Annotated in this window: 11 protein-coding genes and 1 tRNA gene; 9 read left to right on the forward strand and 3 right to left on the reverse strand. The window is 62.8% G+C overall.

Translation table 11 applies throughout. The annotated features are described in order from the left end of the window. Positions 1–211: 211 nt before the first annotated feature. Both NLN62_RS03375 and NLN62_RS03380 read left to right on the forward strand, forming a co-directional pair. Entirely contained in the window at positions 212–1,357 is a 1,146-nt protein-coding gene (locus tag NLN62_RS03375; protein ID WP_254107376.1) for an acyl-CoA dehydrogenase family protein, read from the forward strand. Between the two features lie 82 nt (positions 1,358–1,439). Then, positions 1,440–2,279 carry a phosphate/phosphite/phosphonate ABC transporter substrate-binding protein gene (locus NLN62_RS03380; RefSeq protein ID WP_254107378.1) on the forward strand — a complete coding sequence of 280 codons (840 nt, stop codon included), beginning with the start codon at positions 1,440–1,442 and terminating at the stop codon, positions 2,277–2,279. A 6-nt stretch (positions 2,280–2,285) separates the two neighbouring features. Here the strand turns inward: NLN62_RS03380 and NLN62_RS03385 are convergent, their stop codons facing one another. Next, a complete protein-coding gene (locus NLN62_RS03385; RefSeq protein WP_254107380.1) occupies positions 2,286–3,317 on the reverse strand; it encodes a radical SAM protein in 1,032 nt (343 codons plus the stop codon). An 854-nt stretch (positions 3,318–4,171) separates the two neighbouring features. After that, positions 4,172–4,246 (reverse strand) — tRNA-Gln (locus NLN62_RS03390). A gap of 261 nt (positions 4,247–4,507) precedes the next feature. On the opposite strand from NLN62_RS03390, the gene NLN62_RS03395 reads away from it, so the two are divergent. Together NLN62_RS03395 and NLN62_RS03400 are read left to right on the forward strand one after the other, a co-directional pair. Next, positions 4,508–6,286 carry an acyl-CoA dehydrogenase gene (locus tag NLN62_RS03395; protein ID WP_254107382.1) on the forward strand — a complete coding sequence of 593 codons (1,779 nt, stop codon included), beginning with the start codon at positions 4,508–4,510 and terminating at the stop codon, positions 6,284–6,286. A 178-nt stretch (positions 6,287–6,464) separates the two neighbouring features. Then, on the forward strand, positions 6,465–7,226 hold the full coding sequence (locus tag NLN62_RS03400; RefSeq protein WP_254107383.1) for an enoyl-CoA hydratase-related protein: 762 nt from the start codon (positions 6,465–6,467) through the stop codon (positions 7,224–7,226). A 207-nt stretch (positions 7,227–7,433) separates the two neighbouring features. Here NLN62_RS03400 and NLN62_RS03405 read toward each other — a convergent pair whose 3' ends face one another. Further along, complete coding sequence (locus tag NLN62_RS03405) at positions 7,434–7,802, reverse strand: hypothetical protein (RefSeq protein ID WP_027526550.1); 369 nt, start codon at positions 7,800–7,802, stop codon at positions 7,434–7,436. Positions 7,803–8,360: 558 nt separating this feature from the next. On the opposite strand from NLN62_RS03405, the gene NLN62_RS03415 reads away from it, so the two are divergent. From NLN62_RS03415 to NLN62_RS03435, 5 genes are all read left to right on the forward strand, one after another. Next, positions 8,361–9,113, forward strand: a complete 753-nt coding sequence (locus NLN62_RS03415; protein WP_254107385.1) for an outer membrane protein — start codon at positions 8,361–8,363, stop codon at positions 9,111–9,113. Positions 9,114–9,332: 219 nt separating this feature from the next. Continuing rightward, positions 9,333–9,767 (forward strand): hypothetical protein, encoded by a 435-nt coding sequence (locus NLN62_RS03420; RefSeq protein ID WP_156944676.1) that lies wholly within the window; start codon positions 9,333–9,335, stop codon positions 9,765–9,767. A 109-nt stretch (positions 9,768–9,876) separates the two neighbouring features. Further along, positions 9,877–11,538 (forward strand): bifunctional UDP-sugar hydrolase/5'-nucleotidase, encoded by a 1,662-nt coding sequence (locus NLN62_RS03425; RefSeq protein ID WP_254107387.1) that lies wholly within the window; start codon positions 9,877–9,879, stop codon positions 11,536–11,538. Positions 11,539–11,671: 133 nt separating this feature from the next. Further along, on the forward strand, positions 11,672–12,601 hold the full coding sequence (locus NLN62_RS03430) for a histone deacetylase family protein (RefSeq protein WP_027526546.1): 930 nt from the start codon (positions 11,672–11,674) through the stop codon (positions 12,599–12,601). Between the two features lie 72 nt (positions 12,602–12,673). Beyond that, positions 12,674–12,925, forward strand: a complete 252-nt coding sequence (locus NLN62_RS03435) for an exodeoxyribonuclease VII small subunit (protein ID WP_027526545.1) — start codon at positions 12,674–12,676, stop codon at positions 12,923–12,925. The last annotated feature ends 179 nt before the right edge of the window (positions 12,926–13,104 follow it).

Consider the following 13,104-nt stretch of genomic DNA (forward strand, 5'->3'; position numbering starts at 1 on the left):
GCCTTAAAAAGATTTCGAAGGATGTAACAAAATGGCTTTGACGGACGTAATAAGCATGGCCTTTGCCCGCTGCTGGAACATCCAGATTCTGCCATACCCCGAAACTGGTCGTGTTGATCCGGTGCTGCGGGTCGCGTAGCATTGGTCGCAAGAAAGGGCGGGTTCGCTAATTTCGAACTTGGCAGGCTGTGCGCAGGTGTCGAGGATTGTCATGAACCACGAGACCGCAGTTTCGAATGCCAAAGAAATCGCCGATCGCATTCTCGCGCCGGCGGCCAGGCAAAATGACAAGGAAGCTCGATTTTCGCCCGAGGCAATTGCGGCGCTTGGTCCGGCCGGATTGCTCGGAATCACGCTGCCCACTGAGGTCGGCGGCTCGGCGCTTGGACCACGGACGCTCGCTGCCGTCATCGCCACGCTTGCGCAGGCGGACGCGTCCGCCGCGATGGTTTACTTGATGCACATGTGTGCCACCGCAACGATTGCGGGAGCTCGTCCGGGTGCCGCGGTCTCGCAGACGCTGGCGGACATTGTGGCCGGAAGACACCTGACGACCCTGGCATTCAGCGAAGCCGGATCGCGCAGCCACTTCTGGGCACCAGTCTCGCGCGCAAAGCGAAACGCTGTAAATGTGCATCTCACGGCCAAGAAATCATGGGTGACGAGTGCCGGTCACGCGCAAAGCTATGTGGTCTCGGCGCTTGCGCCTGAAGGCAAGAGCCCAACGGATTCAACCCTTTATCTTGTCGCGAGTAACACGCTCGGACTGTCGGTCGCGGGCGCCTGGGATGGTCTTGGGATGCGGGCCAACGCCTCCGCGCCGATGATCCTCGAGGATTGTGAGATCGCACCCGAGTTCCAGCTGACCGACGACGGTGCGGGGTTCAAGGCGATGCTGGAGGTCGTGCTTCCGCTGTTCAACCTCGGGACATCGGCGGTCGCGCTTGGTCTTTGCCGGGCCGCGGTCGCGGGGACCGCGGCCCATCTCAATAGCGCTCGCTTCGAGCATTTGGGCCAGACCCTCGGAGAGAGCCTGCCGACGCTCCGCGCGCAGCTTGCGACGATGCAGATCGACACCGATGGGCTCGCCGCGCGCGTCGACGATCTCATCGATCACCTTGAACGCCCCCAAGAGGCGACCATGTTGCGCGTGCTCGAGAGCAAGGCGGCGGCGGGAGATGTTGCGATCGCCGTCACCTCGGCAGCGATGCGAGTGTGTGGGGGCGCAGCGTTTTCCAAGCATCTCTCGATCGAGCGGTTGTTCCGCGATGCCCATGCGGGAGCAATCATGGCGCCGACGGGCGATGTTTTGCGCGAGTTCATCGGCAAGGCCGTTTTGGGACTACCGCTGTTCTGAGCACGCGAGTGTCGCGGCGTTCGGAAGCAGTCTGAAGCGAATTGATCGCATCCGAATATCAAGCATGGCGGGTGGAGCAGTCATGAGCCAGACGATCTGGGTAGGTGCCGTCGCATATGATCCGAAGGTGGTCAGCATCTGGGAGGGCATGCGGCGGTACTTTCACGAGGAAGCGCATCTACCTGTCGAGGTGGTGCTGTTTCAGAGCTACGAGACGCAGGTCGCCGCCCTCCTCGCCTCGCCCGACGAGCCGCTGCCGCGCATCGACATCGGGTGGAACACGAACCTCGCTTATGTCCAGGCCGATGCCTGGAGCGACCACCGCTGCCGACCGATCGCGATGCGCGACACCGATATAGGCTGGATGACCAAGATCGTCGCCGTCACGGGTGGGCCGGTGGCCAAGCTCGCCGATCTCAGAAATCGCACACTCGCGCTCGGCAGCCGCGACAGCGGCCATGCGGCGATCCTCCCCGTCTATTTTCTGCAGCGCGAGGGCCTGGCCGAGGGAAAGGATTACCGATCGCTGCGCTTCAACACCGACCTCGGCAAGCATGGGGACACCGGGACAAGCGAGGCCGACGTCATACGTGCGGTACTTGACGGTCGTGCCGATGCCGGCGCCATTGGCAGCCCATTCTGGAGTACCGTGCGCAGCGAGCGCCTGGTGCCCGAAGGCGCGCTGACGGAGATCTGGACCTCTCGGCCCTATAATCACTGCATGTTTACTACTCGGTCCGATCTCGACCCTGCGTTGGAGCAGGCGTTTGCCAAAGCACTGTTTGAAATGAGCTACGACAATCCGGCGCATCGCCCCGTGCTCGAAGCAGAAGGGCTCCGACAATGGATAGCGCCTCAACTTGAAGCGTATGCCGAATTGCGGGATGCTTCTGCGCAACAGGGCTTTTTGAAGCGGCCCTGAACGCTATCAGGCGCAATTGAAGATCGTCGCCAAGCGGCGTTGATGCTCGGATTCGCGATCATAGGCGCGGCGCACGGCCGCGAAGGAATCGGCAAGCGGAAAGATGTCGCGGCTGACCAGGAGGTCGTTGTCTTCAGCGCCAACCGGATGCCAAAATACGCCTTCTGCGGTGATCGTTACCTCGGGAACCAGATCTGCCCTTGCCAACGCGATGCCCTGCGTAGCGGAGCCTCGGAGCGCAATTCGCCTGATCACCCGATTCACCTCGCTCACGTGATGGGTGTCAAGGAAGTCACGAAACTCTTCCGCTTCTGTGTCGGTCGAAACAGTCGCCGCCAACCGCACTCGAAATCCCTCGACGCGGGCCCGCTCGATTCCCTTCCAGGTGCGCGCCCATGTCCCCTGGCCGCGATGGCGGTCGTGGCGCTCCGGCGTCGGACTGTCGAGGCTAATTTGCAAAGTGACGCGCTCCCGCGGCAGCGAGCGCAGCGTTTCGAGGCGGCGTCCCGCAAAGAGCATGCCGTTGGTGAGGACCGTGGTCGGCGCAGCCGCGGCGCAGGCGACAAGCATCTCGCCAATATCCGGCAGTATGAACGGCTCACCGCCGGTGACAAAAATCTCGCGCACACCGAGCTCCGCCGCCTCGACAGCGATGCGTTGCACCCGCTCGAAGCCAAGCGCGCGCCGCGGCGCTTTGGGCGACGAGCGCACACAACAATAGTCGCAGCTCAGGTTGCAGTCGAAGTTGGTGTAAAGCCATAGGCGAGAGCCGACAGGCCGATCTTCTCCCACATTTTCAGGAGCCTCTCCGTATCGGAGCACCCATCTGGTGCGACCGTCTTCGAATGCGGTGTCGATCAAACTGTTGCGGGTGAAGCGACACCATGCCTCGAGCTCGGGGCCGATGTTTGAATTGCTGCTGACTACTGCCACCAGATCGCCCTTACGGCTGCGGCGAAGTGCAGCGATCAAATCCGGCAGGAGGCCCGAGGCGAATGTCTTGGTGCCGGCGTCGAGCTCAACGTTGGCATTGGTCATGCGGGATATCATAGCTTTTGCCTCAAGAAATCCAAGACGAGCCTGGATCTCCAAATTGAGCTGCCTGGCGTCGCCAGCCGAGATCGAAATGACGAGGGGCGCAATCAAGGACCGCCTGGTCGGCGGGCAAGGCATGATGGCATCCGACATGCCAGTCGAGAATGGTCGGCAGATTCTGGCCGTATGCAACGACCCTGCTCGACTACATTCGGGAATGGCAGCAAGGTGAGCTCGACCGAAAAGCGCTGAGTGGGGACCGCAGGTCCGGCCGGATCGAGCCAGAACTTTGGTCTAAACCGACCCAATATGAAAACGCCAAAGCCAACGTGATGGGCCGAGCAGGATGTCCGACGATTGGTTAGGCGCGCGCGGATGAGCTCGTCCAACAGATAGAAGCGATAACGCTGCATCGTGGTGTCAAGGCCGCAGCCTGCATTAAGACACGTTGGCGGCCTCCGTTTAGAGATGTGCAGTAACTCAGTCGCCTCGTTAAGAGACCTTACAATTCCATCGCGCGGCTCGTGAACTTGCACAGAGCAGCCGCGGCTCGAACGCCCTTCGCTGGGCAGGCTGCAGCTCGACGCCAAATACGTACACAAATACGTACAAATGCATCGATTGGTTGTCCGATTTATTCGCCGTGGCCCTCTATCCTACGATCAGTATGAAACAGACCTGCTCCCCGACAATTTCCGCGATATACATTGAGACGAGCGAAAAGAGATAACCCGATATAGGACAACGCGCGCGATACCTTCGATTTTCAACCAAGCCTGAGAGGCTCTGTTTCCAAACGCGCTCAGAAATTGGTGGACGTAGATCTGTTTAAAATAATGAATTCAGCAGCTTGGTTCTGGCTGGGGCGGGAGGGATCGAACCTCCGAATGGCGGAATCAAAATCCGCTGCCTTACCGCTTGGCTACGCCCCAACACCGCCTTCGGGAACGGCGCCAGAACAGGCTACCGCGGATTCCCTTCGGGTCCCGCCGGTCTACAGAGAGTAGCCGGCCATTTCAACCGCCTCCGCGCGCAAATTGGCCGGCGGCGGGGGCGTTTGCGCCACTCTTTATTATGGGCGCCCTGCCCGCGCCCGGCCTGGCTTGCCAGTCACGAAACTTGGCCCTCCCGGCCATTGAGACCCCGGCGGTTTCGTGGGAATACGGCGGCAACGAGGTTTCCGGGAGTACGCCATGACCTACCGCGCGCCGATCAACGACATGCTGCTTTCGCTCAATCACGGCGCGGGCCTCAAGGCCGCCGTGGAGGCCGGCCATTACGGCGATTTCGACGCCGATATCGCAGCTGCCGTGCTGGAGGAAGCCGGCAAGTTCGCGACCGACGTTCTTGCGCCGCTCAACCGCGTCGGCGACGAGAACGGCATCAAGCTCGATGATGGCAAGGTCACGACCGCGCCCGGCTGGCCGGATGCCTATAAGCGCTGGACGGACGGCGGCTGGAACGCGGTGTCGGGGCCGGAGGGGTTCGGCGGCCAGGGCCTGCCGCTCGCGATCAACGCGGCCTGCACCGAGATCTGGAGCGCCTCCAACGTCGCCTTCGGCCTCTGCCCGCTGCTGACGGCCTCCGCGATCGAGGCGCTGGAGGCGCATGGCAGCGACGAGCTGAAGCAGATCTATCTCGAAAAACTCGTCACCGGCGAATGGACCGGCACGATGCAGCTCACCGAGCCGCAGGCCGGCTCCGACGTCGGCGCGCTGCGCACCCGTGCCGAGCGGCAGGCCGACGGCACCTATCGCATCAAGGGGACGAAGATCTTCATCACCTATGGCGAGCACGACATGACCGACAACATCGTGCATTTCGTGCTCGCGCGCCTGCCTGATGCACCCGCCGGCACCAAGGGAATTTCTCTGTTCCTTGTTCCCAAATTCATGGTCAACGTCGACGGCTCGCTCGGCGCGCGCAACGACATCTATGCCAGCGGCGTCGAGCACAAGCTCGGCATGCACGCCTCCCCCACCTGCACCATGACCATGGGCGATCATGGCGGCGCGATCGGCTTTCTGATCGGCGAAGAGAACCAGGGCATGCGCTGCATGTTCACGATGATGAACCAGGCCCGCCTCGGCGTCGGCCTCGAAGGCGTCGGCGTCGCCGACCGCGCCTATCAGCAGGCGCTGGCTTACGCGCAGGAACGCAAGCAGGGTCGCGCCCTCGGCAACAGGGGCGACGGCTCCGATGCCATCATCGTGCATCCCGACGTCAAGCGCATGCTGATGCGGATGCGCGCACAGACCGCGGCCGCGCGCACCATCTGCTATGCGACGGCAGTCGCAATCGACGTCTCGACGCGCGCCAGGGATCCCGGCGTGCGGGTCGAGGCCGCGGCGCGCGCGGCGCTGCTGACGCCGATCGCAAAGGCCTATTCGACCGATGTCGGCAACGAGGTCGCCTATCTCGGCGTCCAGGTGCATGGCGGCATGGGTTTCATCGAGGAGACCGGCGCGGCCCAGCACTACCGTGACGCCCGCATCACCGCGATCTATGAAGGCACCAACGGCATCCAGGCGATCGACCTCGTTACGCGCAAGCTGGCGGCCAACGGCGGCACCGCAGTCTGGGGGCTACTCGGCGAGCTCTCCGGCATCATCAAGCAGGTCGAGGCCTCCAACGATCCCGCCTTCGGCACCACCGGCGTCAAATTGCGCGAGGCGCTGGACGCGCTCAAGCGCACCAGCAAGTGGCTCCTGGAGCGGCTGGCTGAGGCGCCGAACGACGCACTCGCCGGCGCCACACCCTATCTCCAGCAGTTCGGTGCGACGCTCGGCGGCTGCATGCTGGCAAGCGAGGCGCTCGCGGCCAAGAGCGACGGCAACCTCGATGCGCCCCGATACGTCTCGCTCGCCCGCTTCTTCGCAGAGAACATCACCGTGCAGGCCACCTCGCTGGAGCGCACCGTGACGGAGAGCGCGGAGTCGGTCGCAGCGGCGGACGCGGTGCTGCTGGGGTAAGAACTGCGCACTGTTCGCTCCGTCATCCCCGCGCAACCGCGAAGGGGTGGGATGCACCGCCCCCACCGTTGAAAACGGCAACCCCAGGTTTTGCAGTTCCGCAAGATGATGTAGGCTGACAGCAAAACGACAGGCTGGCGGCAACGGTGCTGCGGGCCGCTATTGGGGACTGGGAAGCATGGCCGGCCAGATTGTTGTGACGCACGAGGGCGCGATGCGCGTGATCACGCTGCGCCGGCCGGACAAGAGGAACGCGGTCACGCAAGCCATGTACCGCGACATCGGCCACGCGATCGACACGGCGCAGAACAACCCGGACATCCGCTGCCTCATCATCACCGGCGGCTCCGGCGCCTTCAGCGCAGGCAACGACATCGAGGAGTTCCTGGCCGATGCCACGGCGAGCCCCGAGACGCCGAGAGCCTCCAATGCCATCAAGCTGCTTTATTCGCTCGCCCACAATGTGAAGCCGATCATCGCCGCCGTCGACGGCGTCGCGATCGGAATCGGCACGACCATGCTGTTCCATTGCGACTACGTGCTCGCATCGACGGCTGCGACTTTCAGGACGCCGTTCGTCCCGCTCGGACTGATCCCGGAGGGCGCATCAACCCTCTTGATGCCGCGCACCATGGGCTACCAGCGCGCCTTCGCGATGCTGGTGATGGGACGCACCTTCACCGCCGCCGAGGCGCAAAATGCCGGTTTCGTCAACATGGTCGTCTCACCCGGACATACCGAGGCCGAGGCCAAGAAGGTGGCGCGCGACATCTGCAAGCTGCCGGCGGACGCGGTCGCGATCTCGCGCAAATTGCTGCGCCTGCCGCCGGAGGAACTGACGCGCCGCATCGACCAGGAGAGCCATCTCTTCGGCGAACGAATACGCTCGAAGGAAGCCATCGCCGCATTCAAGGCGTTCTTCGCGAGGAAGAGGCATTAGGCACTTCCTCTCGCCGCGCTTGCGGGGAGAGGTCGGAATTCAAGCGCGGTTTGAATTCCGGATGAGGGCGAGCTTCCGGGCTCACGTGTTGAGACGGCGACCCTTTGCACGCTTTCAACGCTGATCGATGCGAGGCTTGGGTTAGATCAAGCTTCGCTTCGCACCACCTCGTCGACGCCTTGGCTACCGGAGACACGACGGCGCCGATTATTGGTCCTTCAAGGTTCCCAGCGACACCGTTCCTTCGCAACCGGCGGCGATGCCGTCGACCACGCGAACGAACGCCGTTCGATATCCGCTGCCGAGGACATCGACCTTGCTGCCCTGCGGAGCCCTGCAAGAGAGCAAAGGCCCCACGGCACTTTCGTTCTGCGAAGCGGCGACGGCCAGCTTGCTGAAGCGACTGAGCGCTTCCGCGTCCTTGAAAATCAAGACTGTCGGCGAGTTGCCTTTGTCGCGCAACACCTTTGCTTCGCTCGCAGCCGTGGTCGCGATCGTCATGATCACAGCAAGAAAATAGGCCGGTTCGGAAAGCCTCGGCATGGTCGGGTCCAGGCACGTCAGGCCAATCTTCATGGCCAGGAAGGAACAAAATCGATTGACCTAGGTCAAAGGTGGACCCGGCTCCTCGCATGAACTGCAGCCCCCGACACCAATATTCGCCCACGCGTCGTGTGAAATGCAGCCAACCTGGTACGTCACCTTCGAGAGCCGCAAGACCGGTCTCCTGCCCAAGAGGCGAAGCCCGCGCGAAACCAGAACATTTGCAACGGAAGCCGAAGCCAAAATCTTCGCACGTGCAAAGCTGGAAGACGGACTGATCGTTTTCGCAGGCACGATAAATCCCCATTCCCCGAGGCGTCTCATCCCGTCCAACGGCGTCCATCTCTGGCTTGCGGAAAGCCAGGAGGATTCAACACAACGCGCGGCTCCTTCCGATGATGATGGCTGAGCGCGCACCGATCATGAGTCGCGCAATTTTTCGATTGCGGTTGAGTGTTGCCATTTTGTTACGGGGGCCTAAACGCGGCGCGACTAAACTTGAGGCTGGAATGGCAGAGATGTGCACGCGATCGTGCACACGAATTTATTGATTGAAGAAGACCCGCACTAGGGGACATGGAGACAATCAGGATGAAGAAACTATTAATGGCCGCTGTCGGCCTCGCGGCCTTGGGCATGGCCGCTCCCGCATCGGCTGCCGACATGGCCGTCAAGGCACCGCCGCCTCCGCCCGTGGTGACGATCTACAACTGGAGTGGCTTCTACATCGGCGCCAATGGCGGATGGGGCCAGAGCCACAATTGCTTGGATTTCGTCACCGTTCTAGGAACAGTCGCTAGCGGTTGCAGCGATCGTTCCGGAGGCGTCGTCGGCGGACAAATCGGGTATCGCTGGCAAACCAATCAGTTTGTGTTCGGGTTGGAGGCACAAGGCGATTGGGCCAACCTCAGGAACACGCGCGTTAGCCTGCTCGATCCGACGCTCTCAACCACGGTGAAAACCGACGGCATCGGCCTCTTCACGGGTCAAATCGGTTGGGCGTGGAACGCGGCACTGCTCTACGTGAAGGGCGGCGCGGCCGTGACCAGCAATAACCTTACTATATTCGACAACATCACCGGGCTCGGTCTGGTCTCGGCAAGTAACACGCGCTGGGGCGGCACCTTGGGTGTCGGCTTTGAGTATGGCTTCGCACCGAACTGGTCGGTTGGTTTTGAATACGACCATCTGTGGATGGGGCACGCGAACAACTCCTTCTCCGTGGTCGATGCGCGCCTTGCCGGCGTCCTCAACGACCGGATCAGCCAGGATGTCGACATGGTCACCGTGCGCTTCAACTACCGCTTCGGCGGTTACGGCGCGCCGGTCACCGCGCGCTACTAATCAAGCACTGGTTACCCACCACTGGAGCCCCGGCATAGCCGGGGCTCTTTTTGTCGCTCGGCGAATGGCACAAATTGCACAACCAACGTCTCGCCGAAGCGCAACCATCATCTGGTCTCGACGGCGCGGCGAAGATGCACATAGCTTGATCTGAATCAACTCGTGCCGGACAAACGCGGCCGAGCATGCACAAATGGTAGGGGGGTCTTGGAGCATCGTATGCCCCTGGCCCGGTACTTTGCGTTGATCGGCGTCGCCCTGCTCGTGCTGCTGTTCATTGCGGACGCCTGCGTGACGACGTCTCCCGTTGCCGAAAAGGCGGATTCCAATCGCATTGCCATTCGTATCCGGTCCGAGATGAAATTGCCGGAGCGCGTGGTCTACGACACCAGCCAGCCGACCATCGTTGTTGCTCCGATCGCGAACGACGAGCGCAGCACCCCGAAGTCGACAACGACCACCGCGGACAAGACACGCGAGGCATTTGCGCAATTTCAGCCATCCGATGCCGCGCGTCCGGCCGCGCCGAAGGCGAGAGCGCGTGAGACGAGACCGTCGCACCAGCACAAGGCGACAAGGAGGCGCGCGCCGCCATACGAGTTCATGATGGCACGGCAGGCGCATTTTGGCTGGTTTGGCCCCAGCATGTGGTGAGGGATGCGTCAACGCCACGAATCGGATTCTCGTTTACGAGCGTTCGCGATCGACGAATTGAAGCAACAAGCATCGTGAAATCTTTGCGTGGAGCGTCTAATCTTGTTCCATGCGATGCTCCCTCCGCCCGATATTCGCCACGCTGGCGCTCGGCTGCGCCCTGCCCGCTCTTGCCCAGAGCGCGACGCCGGTCGAACTGCGCATCCTCGCGATCAACGACTTCCACGGCAATCTCCGCCCGCCGCCCGGCGGCATCCGCATCGGCGATCCCGAGGACAAGTCCAAGAAGGTGTCGGTCGCAGCGGGCGGCGCCGAGTACATGGCGACGCTGGTCAAGCAGCTTCGCGAGGGCCGCAAGAACACGATCTTCGTCGCGGCCGGCGACCTCATCGGCGCGAGCCCGTTCTTGTCGGCGATGTTTCATGACGAGCCGTCTGTCGAGTCGCTGTCGACGATGGGGCTTGCGATCACCTCGGTCGGCAATCACGAGTTCGACGAGGGCAAGACCGAGCTACTCAGGATGCAGAACGGCGGCTGCCATCCGGAGGACGGATGCCAGGGACCGCATCCCTTCACGGGTGCCAAATTCCATTATCTGGCGGCCTCCACCATCGATACCGCGACCGGCAAGAACATCCTGCCGCCCTATGAGATCAGGGAATTCGACGGCATCCCCGTCGCCTTCATCGGGCTGACGCTCAAGGGCACCGCCGGCATCGTCTCGCCGGCCGGCATTGCCGGGCTCGAATTCCGCGACGAGGCCGAGACGGTGAATGCGCTTGTTCCGCAGCTGAAGGCGCGCGGCGTCGAGGCGATCGTGGTCCTGATCCACGAAGGCGGCGAGCCGACCGGCGACTACAATGAATGCCCGGGCATTTCAGGGCCTATCGTCGACATCGTCAAGAAATTCGATCGCGCGGTCGACGTCGTCGTCAGCGGCCACACGCATCGGGCTTACGTCTGCAACATCGACGGCCGGCTCGTCACCAGCGGCGACAAGTACGGCACGCTGGTGACCGCGATCGACGTCACGCTCGATTCCACGACGCGCGACATCGTCAGCGCGAAGGCCGAGAACGTCATCGTCGCGAACGCCTCGCTCGCCAAGGATCCCGATCAGACCGCGCTGATCGAGGCCTACGACAAGCTCGCAGCCCCCATCGCCAACCGTCCGGCTGGCTCGGTGACACAGACATTGTCGCGCGTGCCCAACGACGCAGGCGAGAGCGCGCTCGGCGACGTCATCGCGGATGCGCAGTTGGCGGCGACGAAGGACGCGAAGGACGGCGGCGCCGTCATTGCCGTCACCAATCCCGGCGGCATCCGCACCGACATCGTGCCGAAGGAGAACGGCGCGGTGTCCTTTGGCGAAGTGTTCGCGAGCCAGCCGTTCCGCAACCGCCTCGTCACCCTGACGCTCACGGGCAGCCAGCTCAAGGAGATGCTGGAGCAGCAATGGCTCGATCCAAAGCGGCCGCGGATACTCCAGGTGTCGAATGGCTTCAGCTATGTCTGGGACGCCTCAAAGCCGTTCGGCGAGCGCGTCGCGGCCGACAAGATGACGCTCGACGGCAAGCCGATCGATCCGGCATCGAGCTACCGCGTCACCCTCAACGACTATCTCGCCGTCGGCGGCGACGGTTTCACGGTCGCCAAGCAGGGCACCTCGCCGCAATATGGCGGCTACGATGCGGATGCGCTGTTTGCCTTCTTCAGGGTGCACGGCCCGATCGGCCCGCTGCCACCGACCCGCATCCAGCGCATCAATTGATCCGGATCAAACGGCCCGGAACGGGACCACCTTTGCCATTCCCGGCCAAAGCCCTACATTGCGTTTTGCATTGCCTTTTGGCGCCGGATGCGCCAAGCGACGTCAAAAGCCCGTTCGCAGTGAGCCCGACCTGATGAGCACGCTTCTTCTCTCCCACAAGGCCTGCCTCGACCATGTCACGCCGCAGGGCCATCCCGAGCGGCCGGACCGCCTGCGCGCGGTGGAGGAAGCGCTGTCGCACGAGCGCTTCCAGTTCCTGGTGCGCGACCAGGCGCCGGAGGGCAATCTCGACCTCGTCACGCTCTGCCACAACGAGCATTACGTCACCGAGCTTCGCCACATCGCGCCGACCAGCGGCCAAGTCTATATCGACGGCGACACCTCGATGTCGCCGGGTACCTGGGAAGCCGTCATGCGCGGGGTCGGCGGCGCAGTTGCCGCGACCGAGGCCGTGATGGCGGGCGAGCACCGCAACGCCTTCGTCGCGGTGCGCCCGCCCGGACACCATGCCGAGATCGGCAAGCCGATGGGCTTCTGCTTCTTCGATAATGTCGCGATCGCCGCGCGCCACGCGCAGCGCAAATACGGCATCAAGCGTGCGGCCATCGTCGATTTCGACGTGCACCACGGCAACGGCACACAGGACATCTTCTGGTCGGATCCGACCGTGATGTACTGCTCGACCCATCAGATGCCGCTGTTTCCAGGCACCGGCGCGCGCTCCGAGCGCGGCGATCACGACACCATCGTCAACGCGCCGCTCGCCTCCGAGGACGGCGGCCCTGAATTCCGCGACGCCTTCGAGAATTTGATCCTGCCGCAGCTGACGAAGTTCAGCCCCGAGCTTCTCATCATCTCCGCAGGGTTCGACGCGCATTACCGCGATCCGCTGGCCTCGCTGAACCTGCGCGGGGAGGACTATGCCTGGGTCACGCGGAAGCTCATGGACCTCGCCGACAAGACCGCGGGCGGACGCGTTGTTTCGGTGCTCGAGGGTGGCTATGACCTGCAAGGACTGAAAGAATCTGTTACGGCGCATGTCGGCGCCCTGATGGGCGCCTGACGACACCCGCCACATTGCGCCCGCAAAATCTTGCTTCGTAACTTAGCGAAGGGCGGGCAATCGGAAACTGGTATGGCCGAAAACACCCAAATCGACGTCACCAGGCTGACCTTTGAGCGCGCGATCGAGGAACTCGAAACGATCGTGAAGCGCCTCGAGGAGGGCAAGGTGCCGCTGGAAGAATCGGTGGCGATCTATGAGCGCGGCGAGGCCTTGAAGCGCCGCTGCGAGGAACTCTTGCGCCAGGCCGAGGCCCGCGTCGACAAGATCACCACGGACGCCAGCGGCCAGGCGAGCGGCACCGCGCCCCTCGACGTGCAGTAGCCGCCTTTCCCCGATACCCCCAAGCCATTCAGAACATTCAGGGAATGCGCCCGAAGGCCGCGCAGCCAGGCCGCAAATAGCTCTTGGCCTGTCCCGCGGACTGCTATAGTCCCGAGGCAGGGAATGCGGACCGGGCCAACGGTCCGGGCGAACATCGACGTTCTACGTCGAAGAAGCGC

Source organism: Bradyrhizobium sp. CCGUVB23, assembly GCF_024199885.1.
In the GTDB taxonomy this organism is placed as follows: domain Bacteria; phylum Pseudomonadota; class Alphaproteobacteria; order Rhizobiales; family Xanthobacteraceae; genus Bradyrhizobium.